The following is a 20,238-nucleotide window of genomic DNA, read 5'->3' as shown; positions in this document are numbered from 1 at the left end:
TGATCTAGGAATCGGTGAAGAACGCGACGCCGTCCAGGGATAGCCAGCCAAGCACTCCGGCGCCCGGCTGCGATACCAGCACTTCTCCATTTGTTTTCACGTCGACACGTGCCTGGGTGCTCGAATCGCTTACGGCCGTATAAATCTGCTGCGTGGGGGGGCGGTAGCCCGTGGGCAGCACGAAGATGGCGGTTCCGCCAGCACCCGCCTTCACCAGCCCTCGCAACTGGACCCTGCCTCCATCGCGTCGGTAACCGGCTGACGCGAAGACGTCACCATAGTTCGCCCACGGCGCGTTGAGCGTCGGCGTCTGCCACACCCCCTTGCGGAGGTCGGCGACCGCGGCGGCAGTAGTGCTTCGCGTTTGCCCGCCTTGCACGATGGGCACGATCTCGGTGCCGGTCAGCGCGCTAGCTGCCGGTAGTTGGGACAGTTTTTGATTCGCCATGTTTACTCTATGAGCAGGTAGTCGCCCGCCTCAGTGACCAGCTCATCGCCGGTCTCCGAGCGCAGCAGTCCGTTCTTGAAGTCGAAGGTGTGAGTAGCCTTTTGCCAACTCGTCAGGCCGTCGCGAGTCGAGGCCACTTCGGCACGCAGCCGATAGGCGCCTTTGAGCGGCGCGGCGTAGCTGGTTCCGGTCGTCGCCGCCGGGCTGTCCAGCACGCCGCCGGCGATGTCGTCCAGTAACCGCAACACATAGGCTGTGCCGGCCTCCGGGCCGATCGATCCCTGCCCGTGGTCGACTAGTTGGTCCGCTTGTAGTCGCCGGTCGCGGTGGGCCCAGGTCACCACCAGGTCGCCGTCGATCGACGTCGGATAGCCCAGGCCGTTGAGTTTCAGATCACCCGGTGGATAGGGGCGCGCCTGGCGCTGGGCCAGCTTGACCGTGTCCACCGGCGCCAGCGCGGGATCGAGCTGCGCGCTTGACGTGCGCGTTAGCAGCTTGGCTTGCACGGTTTCGCCTACGCTGTAGTCGTTCGGATCGGCAGCGGCGTAGTCGTCATAGAACCAAAGTCTTGCGCTGGTTGCGTGCAGCGCCGGCACGGTGTCGGCACATCCACGCGCCAGCGTCGTGATCTGCGCCTGCGGATCGACGGCGACGACACGAACGACCTCTTCATCCAGCAGCGCGGCCGTGCCGGCCGTGATCTGATCCAGCCCTCGACCGCCGGCCAACTGCACTGCCACTGTGGTGGCGGTCATTGCCTCAGCGAGCACTGCGGTGGGGCACCAGTCGCCGACACCGGCTTCGCTAAACTCGCCGCTGCCGACACGCGTCGTCAGCACGTAGTTCAGCGCCAGGCCGCCTGCCTGTTCGGCCACAGCCAGAACGGCGCCGGCATCAACCGGCACAGCCGCCAACTCCGCGGCAGTCAGCGTAGTGGCCAGGTCGCGGTAGCTGGCCTCAATCAGCCGCCGATTCGGCGACGGCTGCGGAATGCGGTCCGGCGGCGTCCAAACCGGCGGCTGCGGTTCCAGATAGGCCGTCGCCGGCAAGCCGAACACGTCCTGCACCGCGGCGACTGTGATCGCCCCCTCGGCCAGCTTGCCGTCATCGAATGTCCCAACCCGCAAGACCAGGTTGTCCAGGCCACGAAACGGCTCGCGTATACGGAACACGCCGCCAGGCGCCAGGATGCCGCCGCGGCGGTCGAAGCGCAGCTTCAACCGCTTGAGCCCGGAACAGGCGACGGTCAGGTCGCGAATGCCGACCCGCCCCGCCAGCTCTGCGGTCGGCAGGCCCTTGTACTCCGTGGTGCTGGAGGCCACGCCGCCAGTGGCTTGGATACCGGCCAGATCCTCGACCCGGATCTGTCGCTCTTCGTCCTTGATCGGGTCGTACCACGTGATGATCAGCTGGTTGATCGCACCGTCTTGCGCTGCCCCCTCGTCTTCCTCGATCGCCAGCAGGCCCGACTCGTAGTCGAACACCGGCAGGTCTTCGACCCGGTAGTCGTCGCGCATCAGCTTCAAGGTCAGCCGACCGGTCGAGCGATCGGTGTACTGCGCCGCGCCGACGTGATCGATCACGACCTGCATGAAGTCGGCGATCGACGACTGCCGGTTCCACCGTAGGCACAGCCCAAATCCTTCGGCATGCAGGGTGTCGGCAGCGGCGCGGTAACTGGTTTCGTCCAGCACGCCGCGGTCCAGGCCACGTCCCCAATCCCGATTGGTCAGGCACTCGACCAGGATGTGCGCCGGGTTCATCGCCCGGACCGCACCGTTGGCGAGCCAGATCACCGCCTTCTCGGGGTACCACGGCGCGCCGTCCCAGCCGGCCAATGCGCGGCGAACGCGCATCTTCCAGGGCTTCGGGTACGGGTTGTTGGCCGCGATCTGGCCATCGAAGTACTGCGTGGTGACGTTGCGGAACGCGGGCGTCGGCACCCCGTGCAGCGCGCCCAACGCCGGCAGGACCGCTTGGGCCGCCTCGCCCATCAGCACATCGAGCCAGCCCTTGATGCCGCCTTCGCCCTTGTCGCCACCGAACAGGTCGGGCTTGTTAATGAAGAGGCGCCCGGTCTTGGTGATCGAGCCCTTCCAGGCTTCGCGGTCGCCAACCCGGATCTCGACGAGCTCGTCCAGCGGACCGCGCGATAGGCCCATGTGCAGCCCGAACAAATATCGATGTCCGACCGTCTGTTTCTTACTGCTGCCCACGCTCAGCCTCCGCGCGCGCGAACGCGACCAGGTGCAGGCCCAAGGCATCCCCAGTCGCTTCGATGACCTCGGCGTCAATGCCGTCGCGCAAGAACGCGCTCCAGTCCAGGCCGTAGTAGGCAAACCACTCGCGTCCGCCTCGAGCACAGAAGCCCGGTCGCGCTCCGAACCCCGGCGCGCGGCGTAGGTGATCCAGGGTCACGATCACTTCTTGCCGCCCTTCTGTTTGATCGGCTGGGTCCGGTACTGGCCGACGCCCAGCACCATCCAGTCCGGTGTCCACACATCGCCGAACACCACCGACTGCGGCGTGCCCTCGGTGCTTTGTGGGAACTGGAAGTCGCCGAACGCGGCCGGCTTGGGCTGCGGTGGCTTCGGCCGTGCGGCCGCCGAGACGAAATAGCTGATGACCCAGATCGCGAGCTGGACCCAGATGTTCATGACGAGATTCCGCGAATCAGAAGAGGGGCGTGCCGTCGAACGGCGATTTGCCCGGCAGCCCGGGCACGCCGCCGTAGTTCGGGGCGTTGTTGAACTTGGCGTGGCAGATCGCCATCGACCGGCCGCAGCCGGGATAGGCGACAACGGCCTGGCCTACGCGCAGCCCGTCTCCGGCGCCGAGCAGGACCAGACGCTCGCCGATATGCGTGCGGATGCCGCGCCGCTCCAAACCGGCCTCGCCCAGATCCCACGCCAGGAAGCCGCCCGCGAACCAGCCGTCCGGGTATTGGCTAAAAATGCCGGCGGTGACGACGTTGCCCGCGAGCATCGTCAGCGAGGCCGGAACCCGATAGGACTCGGGATTAACCCGGCAATTGCGGTCGTAGAGCGTGTACGGGCAACCGCGCGTCCAGGCCAACCGCAACCCAGGCTGTCCGAGCGCGGCATCGAGCGACTGGCACCGGACCTCGGTGCTTTCCAGCGACGGCCGGTTCACGCCCGCTACGCGGCCCATCCAGACTACGTGCGCATCACCATCGCCTTCGTGGACATCGCGGACGACAACGGCCACCTCGCTCGACGGCGGCAGCCCGCGGTACAGACGTGCGACCTCGAAATCACCCGGCGCAGTGATCGTCAGCATGTCGCTGGCGGTATGCCCCGACTGGCGAATACCGTCGTCTCGAACGGCAACCGCCCGGTAGGTCTGTGTGTCTAGGGCGAAGTCGCGGTCGCCACCGGTGTAGCGCCAGCGCTGGGCGCCGCGCACGAACTCGTACAGCCGCCGCGGATTGCCCGCGGCAGTCGATCGTTCCAGTTGCTCGAAACTCATGCCGGTGCGGGGCCGCTATCGTCGCTATCGGGATCGCGCACCGCGCGAAGGACAAGGGAAGCGTCGGCGGTGCCGTCGCTGTCGGTGTGGTGTTCGATTTCGGCCTCGTCGCTGTCGCCGCGGCTGAGCACCAGGAAGCTGATGCGTTGGACCGCTTGGGGACGCACATCCACGCCGAGGGCCGCATCGATCGTCAGCCGCTCGATCTCGTCGTCCAACGCCACCGCGGTGGTGATCCGACGGTGGAAGGCCTGGCCGTCCCGCAACTCGATCCGTAGGTCGCGTCGGCCAGGCCGCAGGCCCGCGAACCGCGCCAGCCCCACGTTCGCCACATCCAGCGCCGTGGCCGTGCCGGCGACGTTGGCGACCAGGACCAAGTCGTCGGCGTGGGTCGGCCGCCAGACGGCGCGCTGGCGGCCCCGCAGGGAGTACAGCCAGGAACGGACCGTCGCCCGCTCGGCGCGGCCATGCATGCGCCAATGGTGGGCCTGCGATACCGCCGCCCAGTCCGCCGGGTCCATTACGAAGGGTCGGCCGAACTCGTTGTCCAGCGTCAACAGCGCTCGCTGCCAGCCGCTCGACAGGGCCTCGGTTTCATCCGGCCGCTTCGCCAATACGGGATGGCCGCGATACATCGATGCGTCCGCCACGGTTGGCCAGTCACAGGACTCGACGATGTCGAAGCGGGCGCTGACCGATGCCGCTTGATCCGAAAGCCGGGTGACCTTCGGGGGCTCAGCCAAACGCGCAGTCCGCACCGGATACAGCCGGGTACCGCGCGGCCACGCCTTTGTTGTCGGATGCCGCAGGGTGATCGAGGCGGCACCAATGGCCTCGACCTCAGCCACCTCGACCTCGAAGGCGGTCTTCCCGCGCAGTTGCACCAGGCCGCCAACACGGAAGTCGCGATGCACGGGGTCGCAAGCGATCACCCGGATACCCAGAGCATGCTCGTTCGGCAGCCACTGCACGTCGGGCCAGATCGGGAGCGCCCAAGTCCGCCCACCCCAGCCGAATATGGCCAAGTCCAGGAGCACCCGTTCGCGGCCATCCACGATCATCGTGGCCTCGAACGAACGGCGCGGTGTGGAGCGCAGGCCACGGCGCTGCTCGACCTGCGTCGGGCTGGTCAGGATGTCGGTCTTCCACGCCAGCCGTTCGAGCACGCTGCGCGACCAATCCGGGGCAAAGGCCCAGGCGACGATGCGCTGACCAGTGATGACGACCGGGGTCGCGCCGAACCCGGCGAACTGAAACGACAGCGTCGCAGCAATGACCGGAGGGCCATCGGTGCCGACTGCGATTTGCCACGTTCGCTCCGATAGCGGAGCGAACGGCAGCGGCGTTGCACCGGGCGCCGTAAGTACGATGCCTTCGCCAGCTACCAGCGCGGCATCCGTTAGCGTCAGAGCACGCGCGCGGTAGGCGTTCCAGACGCGCACGGCGCGCTGCTGCACGCTGCTGACGTTGCCCAGGTTGAGTACGCGCGGCTCGACGTGAATCCGATCGAAGAAGTCGTCGCCGAACATTGCCTGCAGCGCGCCGCGGCGTTGGTCCGCGACGTGCTGCGGCACCGCGACAGAGCGCGCACCGAATCGCGGCTCCGAGCCGAGCGCGCCGCTAGCGCGGCCATCCCAGACCGGCGGCGAGGTGAAGTAGTCGCCCTGACCGCTGAAGGTCAGCGGCCACAGGGCGGTCCACGGCATAGGGTTCGGCTCAGTCGGTGATGCGGTAGGCGTAGCCGTAGACGCCGCTGTTGGGGGTGCCGGCCGGGCCGTTCTTGCGGTGGACCGGGAAGAGCCTCCAACGGTCGCTACCCAGGGTCAGTTCCTCGCCAGGCGCATAGCTGTCGAGGCGGATAAAGCGCAGATCTGGGGGATGGCCGATGCCGGAGAACAACCCGGCGCCACGCGGGACCGCGCACCACAGCGGCTGCCCTGGTGCGCGCCCGGTGAGCGTGCTGTGCCCCAGGTCTTTCAGCAGATTGATGGGCGCCGATTTACCCCGCCAGCCGCACAGCAGCCGACGTGCGTCGGTATCCGAGTCCGAAACGGAATGCCAACGTGGCGCAACGCCGTCGTAGTCGGCGCGCACCCGCGTTACCGGCGAGACGAAGTTGTACCAGTTGTCATCAAACGCTACGGCATGGCGTTGATCGTCGGGACTGTTGATGTAGTTGGCGTCGTAATACCACTGACTGCCGTAGACGTACTGGCCGGTGTGAACCGCCCCCGCCGTGATCAGGCGGCCGGTCCCAAAGTGCTTGAACGTGCCGGCCTGGGTTTCCAGCACGATGTGCAGGTAAGGCTGGGGCGCGGTTCGGCTGAAAAAGTGAACGGCGCTGTACGGCCCCTGGGCGTAGTTGGTCCAGGCAACCGCGCTGGCTTCGTTCTGTACGTCGGCATTGGCGCTTGCGACATAGCCGGTGTGGCCGAAGGCCCCCACGAACGGTGGAGGCCGGTTGCCGTCGCCACCGGTCAGCTCGGTCAGGAACGTCGCGTACAACTGGCCCGCATGCAGGCTCAGTGCCTTCCCGACCTTGGCCGTGCGATCGCGCAGCCCATCAACGGTCCAACCGTTGCCCTGAGCAAACAGACGCAGCTTGTCGAGCAGCTCATTGGGATCGTTTGCTGCGGAAGTCGCGTACGCCATCAGTCCAGCTTCAGGGCAAAGTAGTTATCGGGCGAAGTGCGAAAGGCGTTCTGGAACGCCATCCAGGCCGTGCTCTCATGGTCGATGCGTGACTCCGAGGCGGTGCTGAACCCGGTGGTCCAACCGCAGCCATCGAACTCGCCGAGCGAATGCCGCGGATTCGAGCTGCCGAGGATCAGCGGAAGAACGGGCGAAGAACCGTCGAGGTTCTCGCGCAGATACGCGCGATCACCGGACGTGGACATGGCGCTCGGATAGACCTTGCCCGGGGTTTCACTGTCGCCATACTCGTTCGCTCCGACAGCGTACCGATTGGCGTGCACCCGCCAGACGTTGTCCGGGTAATTCGCGACCAGGCTATAGCGGCCAGGATCGAAGAAGCATCGGAAGTTAGCATCGGTCATGTCCGGAGTCAGTATTTCCACAGAGCCGCACGCGCCGATTGCGAGTGGGTACTCGTGAATCGACGGCGGCTCGTAGGCGTTGACTAAGCCCAGATAGGCGCTGACGTAGACAGTGCCGATTCGGGCAACGATGGCGACGCGCTGGCCGTTGATGGCCAGCCAGTAGGCAAATGGGCCGTTGCGGAGCGGCAAGCAGCGCAGCCCGCTGACGTTGATCTGGGTACGCAGGCTGCGCAGCGGGTTGTGCGAGCGGAAACCGTACCAATTGAGGTTGTAGGCCGCCCGCGCGGCATCTTCGTACAGTTCAGCACCGAAGAAGATCGCCTTCTGCCCGTCCAGGCCCGGCGCCTGCACGATCCACTGCGCCCGGTCCTCCAGCTCGAAGTCGGCATTGAGATCGGTGTGGAAGCTGACGTCGTTCACTTCCAGCGGATCACCCCCCGCTGCCGCGGTGATCATCACCCTCCAGAACCGTGCAGATGGTGCCGCGCTGGTAACCGGGTACGTGCGCCGCATCTTGGCAGTCGGCCACATCTGCCCCGACCAGGCTTGCACGGACGCCCAAGTCGCGCCGTCATCGGAGCGCTGAAGCGCGAACGCGGCCGGGCCGCGCGCGCCGCTGTCGCCGATGCCGAGTGTCACTGCCCTGACCGAGGTCGGCCCGATCATTTCGATCGTAGCGGGAGCCGGTAGGTCTGCGACGGGACGCGTGGCTACGGTGTCAATGCGGTTGTCGAAGACGGCGATCGGATTGGCGAGGTTGGTAGTCCGTGCGTTGGCGTTCCGACACCCGTAGCGTCGCACCAACGTCCAAGCCGGCGAGGTATTCAGGGTGAAGCGGTCGCCCGCGACAAACGGGACGGAACCCGCGTTGATCCGGAATCGCAGCCGGTCGGTTTCAAATGGTTGGCCGACCCGCGCGGTGCCGAGATCGCCCGCGGCGGTGCCGATTACTTGGAAGCGCTCGGTGTCGAGCGCGGTGACGGTGAAAGCCTCCGCTACGGACGCGACCCCGCCGCGGTAGCCCCCAGTCGAACCGTCCGAACCCATCAGTGTGCCGTTGCCGGCGCCCGCATAGAGCGAACCCCAGGCGTGCCCTTCGCTGCACAAGGCCGATTCAAGCTGATAGAGGAAGTCGAAGTAGTCGGATGCGATGCCGGTGCGAAGTGTCATGTCATTGGGCAAAGAAAATGCGACCGGCCTTTGGGGCCGATCGCATTGGAAAGGTAGGGGATGCACTAGAAGTGCGTCGTGAGCTGCGCAAAAAAACGCCGCCATCTAAGGCGGCGTCAAAGTTCGTTACACAGCTCCGAGCAAGGGCGGGGGGCTTGCTGTGGGACAAGCCCCTCCCGCAGACGGACTTGCCGAGGGCCTCTGGGGAGAGTGCCCGTCTTCAAGATCAGTTTTATCGCTCCGCCCAGTGTGCTTTCAAGCTGGCGAAAATGTGCTTAGTGAATGTCTTCAGTGATGCCAGGGACGCCAATAAAAACGCGACCGGCGTGTGCTCCGGTCGCGTGGGCAGGGCCTATAGGGAAACTTATGCCTTGCACTGAGCCTATCAATCGTCCGAGCAACGGGAAATGTGGTTCTTTCCGCACACCATCGCCAGACGCAAACGAGGCAGCTGCTGGACATGGGTAGAACTGGCCACCGATCCGGTGGCCACACTCGGAGAAGATTATGCAGATGGCAGGTCGGCGATCCATCGCCGACCAAACCGCTGAACAGACGCTCCTAGGGGTGTCTGGGGAAGTCGCCCACGTCTGTTCAATTTCGGATTCTAATCACGACTCGTGATGGTGGCGTCGAAAGTCGACTCGCCAAATGCTGAGTCAAAAAGGTCACCCGAGATCCTGACGAACGGTTGGCGCATTCGCCCGAATGGTCGACAGGATGATCTGGCGCCCGGCCTGAGTGCCCATGACATTCACGATTTCGCGGGGATCGAGGTAGAGCACGTTGGTGATCTGCGATCCGCGATGTTCGTTGTCCGTCGAGCGCCCAGGTCGCTCGGCCATCGGCCCCCTAGCAGGTGTCGGGGCGCGGGGCGCAGGGCTGACGAACCCGCCGGTGGCGTACCCGCGCAACCCGTCGAGCGCTGCCATACCCAGTCGGTTGAACCGTTCCAAGAACGAGCGAGCACCGGGCTCACGCACGACCTCTCGGCGGTGAACGAACTCGCCTCGGTGAACAACGCCGGCCGGTGCATATTTCGGACCGATGCCGGTGAAGCCGCCGCTCGAAAATCCCGATACGGATTTGGCCGCCTTCGCGGCCAGCATCGTCGTCGCCGCGGCCTGCATCGCAATTGCGGCTTTCATGACTACCGCGCCCGCGGCCCCGAGCGCGACTGAGGCGCCCGTGATCGGCACGGCGTAGGCCGCACCCGCAGCAGCGGCCTGCACCGGATCGGGCTGAGCGAGATCCGGAGTGCCCTTGCCACCGGCCAGTTTGCCGACAAGCGACATCAGCTTGGCGGTCGCTATCGCTGCCAGCTGCTGCGATGCGAGCTGAGCGAGCGATTGCGCCATATCTTGCACCAGGCCGGTCAGCGCTTGGCGCAATGTCAGCGTGCCGGTAGCCAGACCTTCGAGCGCGTTGCTTAGGCCAGACTCGAAGCCGTTGGTGAGCGTCACCACTAGCTCATTCGACTGCACCTTGAGCGCAGCGACCTGCGCGGTCAGATCCTTGACCCGCTCGATCGACTCCGGCGCGCCGGTCTTGGCCGCCAGTTGATCCATCTTCGGCAAGAGCTGCTCGACCTCGGCCGCGGTGCGGGCATGCAGGTCGATCAACTCCCGACGCGCACCAATTTCGGTCAGGAGACCGGCTTGCTGACGGGTCTGGATGGATTGTTCTTGCCGGGACTGCTCGCCGAACACGCGGTCGACCTGGGCTTGCAGGTCTTCCAGCTCGACCTTCGCCACGTCGGTGTCGATGCGCAGTTGAACCTTGAGCGCATCGGCGGTGCGGCCTTTCGACTGAAGATCGGCTAGCGCCTGCTTGTACTCAAGAATCAACTCCTTCCTGCGCGCCGCTGCGCCGTCGCCGCGGTTGCGCAACAGCGCGATGTCGACATCTTGGACCGTACGATCCAGCGCGTCATCGTCCTTCTTCTCTTTGGCGTCGGCCTGCGCTTGCTTCTTCTGATCAGCAGCCAACTTGCGCTCGTCCGCCTTGCGCTGGCGCTCGGCATCGCGAACGGCCTTGGTCTGCGCACGGCCCGCATTGCTGGCAGCCGCGGCCGCTTCGCGTTCGCGGACCTGCACGTCAATCGCTTTGCGCATCGCATCGGTCAGTTGCGTGGCGTCCTTGACGCCCGCGGCCTTCACCGCCTGGTACTCCAGGGCCGCCCGCAGCCCCTTCTCGCGTTCGATCCGCTCCACCTTGAGCGATTCGTTCTGCTCGGTCAGCGCTTTGGTGAAGTCATTGGCCTGCTTGGTGACCTGTACCCGGGTGCGTCCGCCACTGGCCTGGGCGGCGCGCAGCTCACCCAGCGAGCCTCGAACTTGGTCGAACTCCTTGTTGGTGCGCTCCAACTGCGAGCGCACGCGTTTGATTTCGCCTTCCAGCTCGCCGCCGTACAAAAGGCGCCCGGAACTCTGCCCCTGGTTGATGTGGAAGCCACCCCCACCCTTCTGGATACCTTCCAGATCTTCAAGCTCTTTGCGCAGCTGATCGCGCTGCGCAATCAACCGCTTGCCGGCATCGACCCCGGCATCGACGTCCTGCTGCTCGCGAAATCGTTGGGCGGCTTTGATGGTGCTTTCAAATTCGGCCCTGGCCGCACTGGCGTTCGCGCTCGCCGTGGCGAACGCGCCGGCGAGCAGGGTCACGCCGGTTATCGCCAAGCCCAGGGGGCCACCCATCAACGTCAGCACTGACGATAGGCTGCGGATCGCGATGGCCTTCGCGCCCAAGGCGGCCGTAGCCGCCTGAGTCGCTGCCGCAGTCCGGGCCTGCGCGGCGGCCAGTCCGGCCTCGGCACTGGTCACCCGCGTGGCGCCAGCGCCGGACATCGCCAGGGCCCGGGCGCGTGCGAGCTCGGCCTGTGCAGCCGCCTCGGCCGCGCGCGCCTGCGCCAGTTCTTCCTGCGCCAGTTGCTGCGTCTTCCGCAGGGCGGATACCTTCGCCGCACCGGCCGTGGCCAGCGTCGCAATCAGCCGGCCTAGCGCCGCCACCGCGACCACACCGATCACCGCCGAGAGGCTATCGAAGTTCTGCGACAGCCCTTGGATTGAACTGGCGACCGCGACCGAAACGCCACTGGCCCGATCCTGCTGCCCGATAAATCGGGTGAACGAATTATCGAGCTGGACCAAGCTGCGCTCGATCGTGAGCGGCAGTTGCGAGAACTCGGCGGCGATCTTCTTCGCCTGCTCACCGGAGAAGGCGATACGGAGCTGCTCGCTGGTCAGCTTGCCCGCTTCGGCCAAGGCCTTCAGCTCGCCGACCGTGACGCCCATGCTGTCGGCCAGCGCCTTCATCAAGCGCGGGCCGGCATCGTTGATCGAGTTGAACTCGTCGCCACTGAGGCGGCCGGCGGCGAACGCCTGGCTCAGCTGCACGATGACCGACGACGTTTCTGCCGCGGTGGCGCCGGAGACGGCCAGCGCCTTGTTGATCGTTTCGGTCAGCCCGAGGACTTCGCGCTGCGATCCGCCCTGGTCCTTGAGCGCACTGCTGAGCCGGCCGAACAGGGTCGCGGTGGAATCGAGCGCGGTCGAAGTCCGCTGGGAGATCGCAAAGACCGCGTCCTCGGCCAGATTGAACGCGGCCTGCGAGGTCGTGGCGAGCTTGATCTTGGCCGAGAGATTGGCGTATCCATCGGCTGCACGGACCAGGCCGCCAACCGCGTCGCCCGCGCTCTGCAGGCCAACAAAGGCGAGAAGCTGCGTCCTGGCTTGATCGAGTTGCTGGCCGATGGCTGCGATGCTGTTCCGGGTTTGCTGGAATCCCTTGCTGCTTCGGCGACCCGCATTCTCGGCTTCGTTACCAAAGGCGCGGGCACGCACTCCCGCTTGCTCCAGCGCCTGATTGAGCTGTGCGGCGTTGGCCTTGATCAACAGTGTGATCGTGGTGTCGCGGTTGGCCATGAAGTGTTCGCGCGCGCCAGAACACTCCGGCCGCGTCGGCGACCAGAGCGCTATGGGAGATGAGAGAACGGACGCGCCCGGCGTCCACGAAAGCTAGAGCCGCTGAGGTTTGACCTCAGCGGCTCTAAAGAGGTTCATCAAACGGCGGCAAGGAAGCCGCGAAGCACTCAGTGCCGTGGTGCGGCGTATGCGGTGTTAGACGATTCGACCAGTAGGCGATTGGCCTGTTCACCTGCCGCCTTGGCGCTGGCCTCGATCATGTTGGGTGGTGTGGGCACTTCGCAGCCGACGCAGAAGAGCAGGCTGATCGAAATGGCTACGGCAACGAGTCGATGGAGCTTCATGGCTTGGGTCCTTTAGGCATGATGGATAGGTACGGCCATGTCCCCATCGGCCGTGCCCCAATCTAGCCCGCACGGACCCTAGCCCCAGTGCCTTTGCACTAGAGGTTGATGCGCCTCACAGATTCCCCGATCACAGTCCGGCTAGGTCGCGCCGGATGGCGTGGCGGCAACTATGCCGTGAGCAGTGACACGGCTCCGCCCATTCATCTTGCTCTGATACAGGGCCGCGTCTGCCCGATTCAGTAAATCGGTGAGCGTATCGCCCGGCTGCATATCGGCAACGCCCATGCTCAGCGTGACGGGTACGAGCTGGCCCTGCACCGCCAACGGGTGCTGCGTCACCGCTAGCCTCAAGTCCTCAGCTACTTGGAGAGCCGCGAATTGATCGTGGTTGTACAGCAGCACCAGCATCTCGTCACCGCCATAGCGAGCGATCAAGTGCTCCGTACGCAGCCAGTTTCGCGCGCGTAGTGCCACGACGCGGATCGCGTCGTCGCCTGCCGAGTGCCCATAGCGATCGTTGATTTCCTTGAACCGATCGATATCAATGAAGATGACCGCCAATGGTTGCTTGAACCGAAGCGCGCGATCCATCTGCTCCAAGAGCATCACTTCGACGGCATCGCGGGTAATGACCCCGGTCAGCTTGTCAAACGTCCAACGCTGCTGCGCCGTGTCTCGGTCCTTTCGCAGTTGCCGCAGCCGATCGGTCAATCCGAGGAACAGTCCGAAACCGCTGAACGCCAAACCCGCCGGGAGCGACGACTCGATCCAATCGGTCATCGGCCACCATGCTTGGTAGCCGCCGACGAGCGCAACCAGGATGGCCATTACCGGTGCCCACGCAATCAACAGATACAGCGCCTCGCGCTGGCGGCGCCGAAGTGCCAGGAACCCACCTATGGCGATGATCGCGAAGGCCGCAAGCATCACGGAGTTACCGAAGTAGGCGCTGACCGACCAGACCTGAATGACCGAAACGCAAAGCAATCCGCCCAGCAGCACGCTGCAAATATCCAATGCTCGCGCGACACGCGGCTGGTGCTGGGGCAAGCCGAGGAAGAACGCAATGAATCGAACTCCGGCTAGAACGGCGGCCGTGCTGATGACGATGTTTGCCCGGCGATCAGCGGCCATCTCGGCCAGCCAGGGCCATTGGCCAATCTCGCCGCCGTCGATCGTCAACTTCGCCAGCTGCGCCGCCAAGGTCAGACCGAGATAAGCATAGCCGCGCTCACTGAGCGCTATGAAATAGCCAAAGGCCAACACGGAGATCAGCGCCAGAGCCACTAGCACCGACGTGCGATAGCGGACATGGGCGAGCTCGGCTTCGTACACCTGCCCCAACGGGGCTATCGATACCGCGGCCGGAGTCCGGGTTGCGGAGGCGACCCTCAGGTAGAGGATGTCGCCAGCACGCAGCTTCGGCGCTAGTGCGAAGACATGAAAGCGCGAGGGCCGAACTCCCCGACCTTCCGCATCAAGCGTGGCCCGACGTTGCGGGGTGGCCTGTCCAGGTTGCCAAAGCTCGATGGTCTTACGATTCGGATGGGTGAAGACCAGTTGCGGCAGCTCAGTGTCTGCGACCGAACGCTCCAAGACCAGACGCCACCACTGTGGGGCCGCCGTGGGATTGACGATTTCAGTGCTGCTGACCGAACGGAAGTCGCGATCGCGGGTGCCATCGATAATGCGCTCCGAGGAGATAGCGCTCGACGACTCCAATCGTTCCAGACGGAAGTCGGCTCCCATGGCGCCGGTCGCGACCAGCCAGAGCGCCAGCAACGCAAGCGCGTTGGCAATGTGCTTTCGGAATCCTTCCATCCACAGCCCTCCAGGCTTAGCCCAGAATACCGAGAGCGCCGGCCGGCGGACGGTGAGGCGGGTCACGGTTCCCTGCGGACAATCCCTCTGGAGGTCGCCGCGAGAGATTCAAAGCCAATACCGATCCCGAGAGTGGGCCTCGCGGAATGTGCTTTGCACTTGTCGCCTTTGTGCAAAGGACAAAATCCCATGCCTCAGTAGCTAAATACGGGTTCCGATAGACTCTTCGGTTTCGATCCAAGCCCCCTCAAGGACGACAAAGCCTAATGAGCATAAGTACAGCCAGACCTTCCGATGAAGCCGAGCGGCGGGTGATCAAAAAGTTTCTTGCCTTAAGCCTGCTCGCTTTCGTTGTTTGCCTCGTACTGCCGGCATACACGGTGCAGTCGGCGAGCAGCCAGATGCACAGTGGCCTTGCCTACGAGAAACTGCTGATGGGATTCCTTGGTCCTCTCATTGGTGTCTTTGAGTGGTATGCCAATCCAGCTTTGTTTCTTTCTTGGCTGCTGCTATGGAAGAAGCACTTTATAGCTGGTGGGATTTTTGCCGCAGCCGCATTGGCTACCGCCGGCGCTTTCCTCTTCCGCCACGAAATCATCGTCAACGAGGCTGGTCATTCCGGCGCGATTATTTCCAAAGACATCGGCTATTGGCTTTGGATCGCGAGCATCGCAATTGCGCTTATTGGGAACGCGACCTGCCTGGTCAGGGCCCACATGGGGCGGACATGATCGCCGCATCCGGAGATGCTGAATCACTCCGGTGCTGACCGATAGTTCTTGCCAGGCTTCCAATTGCAAAGGCGGCGACCGGTCTCGTTGTGAGCCAGAATTTGGCGTGCCGTTGGATCAGTCAAGACATCCTGCTGAGAGACGTAGATCGGGCGCACCCATTCGCATCCCGAGGTGTCGGACTCAGTCACGCGACCATTCGTTGCGCAGCCGGTCAGCAGCAGAATCAGCCACAGCCTCCGCCACCGGTGTGGTTTCGGCGTCGGGAAGTTGGTGGACAAGGGTGTCGACCTCGGATCGGGTTTGGGAATGTGCTGCGACGCGCTCGGCTATCGCCGCCTGTTGTTCACTGGCAGCCAGACGGCTTTCGGCCTCGTCGCGGGCCCGTTGGCGACCTCGCCAACGACCCCAGCCGAAGGCCGCCAGTACGGCGGCCAACGCGGTCAGCAGCGTCGTCGCCCAGACTTTGAGCGCGATCATGCGATCTGGCCTCCCGCCTTTTCGTATACGGCGAGCAATCTCTCCATTGGTACCTCGCGCTGGCCATAGCCGGCCTCGGGCAACGAAGCCCAGGTCTTGCGGGACCTACGCACGACCGAGCTGATCCAGCCCTTCTTGATGTCGGCCAACGCACCGGTCTCACTCAGCAATTCGATGGCGCCGCGGTCCTGCGAGGCAGGGCCAAAGTCGGGCAACTTCAGGCGGTTGCGTAGGTTGTTCCACGTGCGCCACAGGAATTGATAGCGACCGGCCGCTGTGGAGTGGATGCGATACTTCGGCAGCCAGATCATCTTGCGCGGATGCTCGGTGTAGCTGGTGAATCGACCGCCGCCGACCAGCACATCGTAACCGCCGTGTTCGCTGAAGCGCTCGACACCCTCGGCGTGGGCAATCATGTCGAGGAAGGCGAGGACGTTCTGGCCGCCGGCCTGCTCAGCGGAGAGTCGTGCCATCCGGACCTCGCTGCTGGAACAGGCGGCCGATCAGGCCGAGCAGGAGCAGGCTCGCCGTTACGCTGGCGGCGATCCGGTCGGGCACATGCACTCGTAGGTCGTCGGGCAGGTTCAGCCATACGCCCTGAAGGGCGATCGCCAGGGTCATCGATTGCACACTTACGAAGCGCCATGCGTGGCGCCAGTTCTCGATCAGCTTCATGGGGTCTTCCGAAGGGATTGAATAAAGGCGGTGACGTCGCGTCCACCGGCGAAGCCGGCATTGACGTCCTCGATGCGCTCGGCGCGCAGCACGCGTTCGCGCTGAATGGCGACGCGGTAGAACAAGGCGAGTTGGCGCGCGGTGGCGCGCTCGATCCACGGCCAGTCGTGGCCGTGGTCAATCAGGGTGGCGAGGACGCTGGGCCAGTCGCTGCCGGCGCCGTGCGTCGCAGTTCCAGCGCCGCGATCACGCGCTGCAGAAAAAAATCGGCGTTGATCGCCCAGAACGTCAGCAGCAGCAAGTCGCCTTGCGCGGCGTTGAGCGAATGGACGAGCTCGACCGGTTGATCACTGACCTGCGCGAGCAACTCGACGGTAGCGTCCGGATGCTGGGCGCAGACCCGATGCAGGCGGCCCAGGTCGATGTTGCCGTCGTCGGTTTGCTCGACCAGGTCGGCGACGAGCGCGGCAATCTGGCTGTGCAGCCGCAGGCTCTCGAAGAACCTGAGCTCGCGCACGGTTACCGTGCGATCGCCGAGCGGCAGCACCCGGTTGGGCTGGAGCACGGTCAAGTCGTCGGCCGGCGGCGTATCGGGACGTTTAATCTTCCGCGCCATTACGCCCTCACCATCTCGATCCGACCGAAGCCGCCCAGCGATGGATCGAGCGCACGGGTCTCATCGAACAGCGCGGCACCCGACAACTGCAGGCTGCCCCATTCCTCGGAGATCAGGTCCAGCTGCTCGATGGGATTGAACGCGACGCGATAGAGCGTCACCTTCGCCCGGCGGCCGTTGACCGTGTTGATGCCATCCAGAAACAGCATCCGCTCAGGCGGCGGGCTGTTGAGCAGGGCGATATTGACCGTCTCGCCGTGTTGATAAGTCGCTTTGAACGGTTGGGTCAGGCCGTCGACGTTGCGCAGGCCAATCAGGCCCGACGACGCCGATTCGGTCCACCAGTTCGCAGCGGGAACCGTGACCGGGGGCGTGGCGCTGTCGGTCAACGACAGTTCGCTGATCCAGCCTCGGTCGAGCGCGATCAGGTCGTTGGCCTTCAGGCCAGGCGGCAGCAGTTCGTTGCTGATAGCGCCCGCCGGCAGTGTTGCCGGAATCGAGTACAGGCCCTCGGCGAGGTTCTCCGGGGTGGCCTCGTCCAGGGTCAGGTTGACGTTCGCGGTCTTGCTCTGGACCAAGCGGCCGTACAGCATCCGGTTGCCGCTGAACGACTCCGTCTTATCGGAGTTCTGCACCTCCAGCGCGAGCTGAAGCTGGGGCGCGTTGCCGACCCAACGCAGCGGGCCGGGCTTGCCATTGGGTTGGCGCTGGGCGAGGTAAACCTTGCCCTGGAAGGAAAACAAATCCTGCGCGGCCATCGGGTCGCTTGCTCCTATATAGGATGGTGTCGGGGCGGCCAGACGGCCGCCGGTTAGCGGCGCAGGGAGCGCAGCAGCAGCCGGTTGATCTCGGCGGCGATGACGTCCAGGCCCACCTGCCCCATGCGCTCGGGTCGGTCGCCGTGGCGCAGCATTTGCGCCAGCGAGGGGCCATACAGGCGACGGATCGGGGTGCGCGGCACGCGCTTGGCGCCCGCGACCGGGGTGCGTTCGAAGGCGATGTCGGCGCCGTCGTGGCGGCGATGGAAACCCGAGCGCTTAAAGCTGCGCCGACCACGCACCGCGGTGTAATCCAGGCCGCGGTCGTCGGCGCTGCGCTTGGAGGCGAAATTGCGCAGGCCGACACCGCGCGCGACACCAACCAGCTCGACGCCCTCGCGCGTGGTGCGCACGCTAATGCCAGCCCGGATGCGCTGGGCCGACAAGGCGTACTCGGTCTGGATGTCGCGACGGGCGATCACCGGCCAACGACGGCGCAGGGTGCCCAGTGCGCGACGTTGGGCGAGGGCGAGCTTTGCCGGGATTTCGCTGATGCGCCTGGCCGTGTCCAGCACGCCATTCGCATCGAGGGACAGGCGCATCAGCGGCGGTAGCGGATCGTCAGGGCGACTTGAACCGCGACCACCGGCAGTCCTTCGGGCCGGTCCAGGAACACGATGTCCTCGACCTGCACAGGCAGTGCATTCGGCAGCGGTATCCAGGCATCGAGCGCGTCTTCGATGTCCGCGGCGATCGCGTGCGACCGAGCGTGAGCGTCGACCAGAGACGCCGGCACCGTCGCTTCAGCCAGCGCCTGCAATAGCCGGTGTTGACCCTGCGGTTTGCTGGGATCGAGTTGGATGCCCAAGGCCGCCAAGGTCAGGCCGACCACTTCGTCAACGGGATGCTGAGCCGGCTCCAAAGCGACCGCCGTGCCGATGTCGGTACGGTAATCCCGGGCGATCCGGATTTCGGCCAAGCGTTCAGCGACGCGGTGCAAGAGCGTCCAGCTCGGGGCGGGGTTAGCCACGCAGGACGGCCTCGTTGACCAAGCCGTCGTCCTTCACCAACGCCTCGACCGGCTGGATCTGCCCGTCGAGGGTGACCTCATCGCCGCGCCGGAACACCCACTCCCGATTCCGCGCCAGAACATGACGGGATCGGCCGACGATCTGCTGGAACTCGCCCAAACGCTCGACGCCGTCGCGCACGACAAGGAGGGTTCGTACCGAGGGGTTAGGACGGCGCTGAACCTGCGCGACGACGGCGAGCGTGTCGAAGATTACGTCGTCCATCGTGGAGAAGGCGTTCACGGCTTACGCCTTCAGCTTGGGCAGCAGCGCCGGGCGGTGGCACATGGGCAGCGGATTGGACTGGGTGTGCAGGTCGGTGCCGCGGTCGAACTTGCGAGGAGCCTGCTTGCTGTAAAGGAGCTGGCCGAGCGTGTTGACACTCTCGTTGAAATCCGCCGGCGCCACGTAGGTCGCGAAAGTGTCGAGCGTGCCGAGCGGGAAGGCATGCGCTTCCCCTTCCTCGATGAAGCGGCGGGTGGTGCCGTCGGCGTTGCCGGTCTCGCCGGTGTACTCCTCAAAACGGATGCCGGCGAACCGAAAGTCCGACCGCATGTCCTCGCGCAGAATCAGACCGTCCTGCCACAGGCGATACGCGTCCTTGACCGCAGGATGACCGGTAAAGGCGTCGAAGAACTCGGGAGACACCATGACGTGGATGCCCACCATGCGCTCGCCAAGCAAGGTCTTGCTCATATAACGCTTGAGATCAAGACACTTCTTCTTTACATCGGTATCGGATTTGCTCAGCTGAAAATCGAACGTCTTCGGGGCGATATCGAAGATATCGAACAGGTTCGCGAGCTCGCTGCCATCGGCATCGAGGATCACGCCTTTTAGTGCACCGATCCGTAAATGTTCGAGCGTAATCGAGTGCTTATTGCGCATCGTCTGGAGGTGATCGGCCATGACCCCGGCGACCGTTTGCAGTTCGCTCTCCGAACCAAAGGCGCGCACGCCAATCACCTCTTCCGGCAACACCACGTCGTCATGCGGGATATGCGGGACATTGAAGGCGCGAAGGGCGCGCTTGCCGCGCTTGCCCACGGTGCCCGGCGAGCCGACCGGCTGGGTCGGAAGCAGCGACAACACGCCGTTGCGCTCCTCGACCGTGACTTGGCGCGTACGCACCGGCTTGACCGGAAACAGGTTCAGTTCGTCCAGACGGCCGTACTGATTCGGCAGGATATTGATCGCGGTGGTCAACGCGCTCATCGAGAACGCGGGGTTGTGGAACGGGTTGTTCATCGACATGGATCAGGCTCCGCGGCGCACGAGGACGCCGATGGTGCGCAGCTGCGCAGCGGCGGCGGCGCGTTGTTCAGGGGTGACGCGAATCGGCCAGACCAGGGCGTGGTCGGCGACGGTCGCGTGCCGGGCGATGATCAAGCCGTCCGGACTCAGGTCGGTCGTGGTCGTGATCGGAACGATCGCCACGCCGATAGCGACTTCTCGGCCATCGGTGGCCGCCGGATCGAGCGCAGCAATCTCGCCGGTCGCGGTGATACGCCCGACGACGTGACCGAGCTTCAGCACCTGATCGGCGGCGACGGTGACTTGGTCGCGCGAGTACAGGTTGTCGGCCTCGAACTTGAGCAGATCGCCCAGATTCTGACCCTCGTGGATCGGTGGGTACGTGGTCAGTCGCATC

At 64.8% G+C, this 20,238-nt stretch carries 23 protein-coding genes; 1 reads left to right on the top strand and 22 read right to left on the bottom strand.

Annotation, left to right across the window (positions count from 1 at the left end; translation table 11 throughout):
- Positions 1–4: 4 nt before the first annotated feature.
- The 11 genes from ACTOWK_RS20170 to ACTOWK_RS20120 form a co-directional block, all read right to left on the bottom strand.
- A complete protein-coding gene (locus ACTOWK_RS20170; RefSeq protein ID WP_223619016.1) occupies positions 5–448 on the bottom strand; it encodes a hypothetical protein in 444 nt (147 codons plus the stop codon).
- A gap of 2 nt (positions 449–450) precedes the next feature.
- Positions 451–2,664, bottom strand: coding sequence for a phage tail protein (locus ACTOWK_RS20165; protein WP_441331879.1), 2,214 nt, complete (start codon positions 2,662–2,664; stop codon positions 451–453).
- Complete coding sequence (locus ACTOWK_RS20160; protein WP_343123768.1) at positions 2,651–2,866, bottom strand: hypothetical protein; 216 nt, start codon at positions 2,864–2,866, stop codon at positions 2,651–2,653. Before ACTOWK_RS20160 ends, ACTOWK_RS20165 begins: the two co-directional genes overlap by 14 nt.
- 2 nt (positions 2,867–2,868) lie before the next feature.
- Positions 2,869–3,105 carry a hypothetical protein gene (locus ACTOWK_RS20155; RefSeq protein WP_057916385.1) on the bottom strand — a complete coding sequence of 79 codons (237 nt, stop codon included), beginning with the start codon at positions 3,103–3,105 and terminating at the stop codon, positions 2,869–2,871.
- 16 nt (positions 3,106–3,121) lie between these two features.
- Positions 3,122–3,937 (bottom strand): phage BR0599 family protein, encoded by an 816-nt coding sequence (locus ACTOWK_RS20150; RefSeq protein WP_441331878.1) that lies wholly within the window; start codon positions 3,935–3,937, stop codon positions 3,122–3,124.
- Positions 3,934–5,643 carry a hypothetical protein gene (locus ACTOWK_RS20145; protein ID WP_441331877.1) on the bottom strand — a complete coding sequence of 570 codons (1,710 nt, stop codon included), beginning with the start codon at positions 5,641–5,643 and terminating at the stop codon, positions 3,934–3,936. The genes ACTOWK_RS20150 and ACTOWK_RS20145 overlap by 4 nt, the downstream gene beginning before the upstream one ends.
- Before the next feature lie 10 nt (positions 5,644–5,653).
- Positions 5,654–6,589, bottom strand: a complete 936-nt coding sequence (locus ACTOWK_RS20140; protein ID WP_441331876.1) for a hypothetical protein — start codon at positions 6,587–6,589, stop codon at positions 5,654–5,656.
- Positions 6,589–8,166 (bottom strand): hypothetical protein, encoded by a 1,578-nt coding sequence (locus ACTOWK_RS20135; RefSeq protein WP_441331875.1) that lies wholly within the window; start codon positions 8,164–8,166, stop codon positions 6,589–6,591. Before ACTOWK_RS20135 ends, ACTOWK_RS20140 begins: the two co-directional genes overlap by 1 nt.
- Positions 8,167–8,834: 668 nt before the next feature.
- A complete protein-coding gene (locus ACTOWK_RS20130; protein WP_441331874.1) occupies positions 8,835–12,089 on the bottom strand; it encodes a tape measure protein in 3,255 nt (1,084 codons plus the stop codon).
- A gap of 167 nt (positions 12,090–12,256) precedes the next feature.
- Positions 12,257–12,433, bottom strand: coding sequence for a hypothetical protein (locus ACTOWK_RS20125; protein WP_441331873.1), 177 nt, complete (start codon positions 12,431–12,433; stop codon positions 12,257–12,259).
- Between the two features lie 141 nt (positions 12,434–12,574).
- The gene (locus ACTOWK_RS20120) at positions 12,575–14,323 is read right to left on the bottom strand and encodes a sensor domain-containing diguanylate cyclase (RefSeq protein ID WP_441331872.1); all 1,749 of its coding nucleotides are present in this window, start codon (positions 14,321–14,323) and stop codon (positions 12,575–12,577) included.
- Between the two features lie 200 nt (positions 14,324–14,523).
- Here ACTOWK_RS20120 and ACTOWK_RS20115 point away from each other — a divergent pair, with 200 nt between their 5' ends.
- Positions 14,524–14,988 carry a hypothetical protein gene (locus tag ACTOWK_RS20115; RefSeq protein WP_441331871.1) on the top strand — a complete coding sequence of 155 codons (465 nt, stop codon included), beginning with the start codon at positions 14,524–14,526 and terminating at the stop codon, positions 14,986–14,988.
- 183 nt (positions 14,989–15,171) lie between these two features.
- On the opposite strand, the gene ACTOWK_RS20110 is transcribed toward ACTOWK_RS20115, so the two are convergent.
- The 11 genes from ACTOWK_RS20110 to ACTOWK_RS20060 are packed head-to-tail and all read right to left on the bottom strand — an operon-like array spanning position 15,172 to position 20,237.
- Positions 15,172–15,468, bottom strand: coding sequence for a hypothetical protein (locus ACTOWK_RS20110; protein WP_441331870.1), 297 nt, complete (start codon positions 15,466–15,468; stop codon positions 15,172–15,174).
- Positions 15,465–15,941: a glycoside hydrolase family 24 protein gene (locus tag ACTOWK_RS20105; protein WP_441331869.1), complete on the bottom strand. Its 477-nt coding sequence runs from the start codon at positions 15,939–15,941 to the stop codon at positions 15,465–15,467. Before ACTOWK_RS20105 ends, ACTOWK_RS20110 begins: the two co-directional genes overlap by 4 nt.
- Positions 15,922–16,143, bottom strand: a complete 222-nt coding sequence (locus ACTOWK_RS20100) for a DUF7940 domain-containing protein (protein WP_441331868.1) — start codon at positions 16,141–16,143, stop codon at positions 15,922–15,924. The genes ACTOWK_RS20105 and ACTOWK_RS20100 overlap by 20 nt, the downstream gene beginning before the upstream one ends.
- Positions 16,140–16,268 (bottom strand): hypothetical protein, encoded by a 129-nt coding sequence (locus ACTOWK_RS20095; protein ID WP_441331867.1) that lies wholly within the window; start codon positions 16,266–16,268, stop codon positions 16,140–16,142. Before ACTOWK_RS20095 ends, ACTOWK_RS20100 begins: the two co-directional genes overlap by 4 nt.
- Before the next feature lie 56 nt (positions 16,269–16,324).
- Positions 16,325–16,759, bottom strand: a complete 435-nt coding sequence (locus ACTOWK_RS20090) for a DUF6631 family protein (protein ID WP_441331866.1) — start codon at positions 16,757–16,759, stop codon at positions 16,325–16,327.
- Positions 16,759–17,517: a hypothetical protein gene (locus ACTOWK_RS20085; RefSeq protein ID WP_441331865.1), complete on the bottom strand. Its 759-nt coding sequence runs from the start codon at positions 17,515–17,517 to the stop codon at positions 16,759–16,761. The genes ACTOWK_RS20090 and ACTOWK_RS20085 overlap by 1 nt, the downstream gene beginning before the upstream one ends.
- A gap of 53 nt (positions 17,518–17,570) precedes the next feature.
- The gene (locus ACTOWK_RS20080) at positions 17,571–18,119 is read right to left on the bottom strand and encodes a hypothetical protein (RefSeq protein ID WP_441331864.1); all 549 of its coding nucleotides are present in this window, start codon (positions 18,117–18,119) and stop codon (positions 17,571–17,573) included.
- Positions 18,119–18,547 (bottom strand): hypothetical protein, encoded by a 429-nt coding sequence (locus tag ACTOWK_RS20075; RefSeq protein ID WP_441331863.1) that lies wholly within the window; start codon positions 18,545–18,547, stop codon positions 18,119–18,121. The genes ACTOWK_RS20080 and ACTOWK_RS20075 overlap by 1 nt, the downstream gene beginning before the upstream one ends.
- Positions 18,540–18,830, bottom strand: a complete 291-nt coding sequence (locus tag ACTOWK_RS20070) for a hypothetical protein (protein ID WP_441331862.1) — start codon at positions 18,828–18,830, stop codon at positions 18,540–18,542. The genes ACTOWK_RS20075 and ACTOWK_RS20070 overlap by 8 nt, the downstream gene beginning before the upstream one ends.
- Positions 18,831–18,833: 3 nt before the next feature.
- Complete coding sequence (locus ACTOWK_RS20065) at positions 18,834–19,841, bottom strand: major capsid protein (protein WP_441331861.1); 1,008 nt, start codon at positions 19,839–19,841, stop codon at positions 18,834–18,836.
- Positions 19,842–19,844: 3 nt separating this feature from the next.
- Positions 19,845–20,237, bottom strand: coding sequence for a head decoration protein (locus ACTOWK_RS20060; RefSeq protein ID WP_441331860.1), 393 nt, complete (start codon positions 20,235–20,237; stop codon positions 19,845–19,847).
- Position 20,238 lies beyond the last annotated feature (1 nt).

The organism is Lysobacter sp. CA196, assembly GCF_052078695.1.
GTDB lineage: Bacteria > Pseudomonadota > Gammaproteobacteria > Xanthomonadales > Xanthomonadaceae > Lysobacter.
The sequence above is the reverse complement of the archived record's forward strand: the minus strand, read 5'-3'. Positions and strand labels throughout refer to the sequence as shown.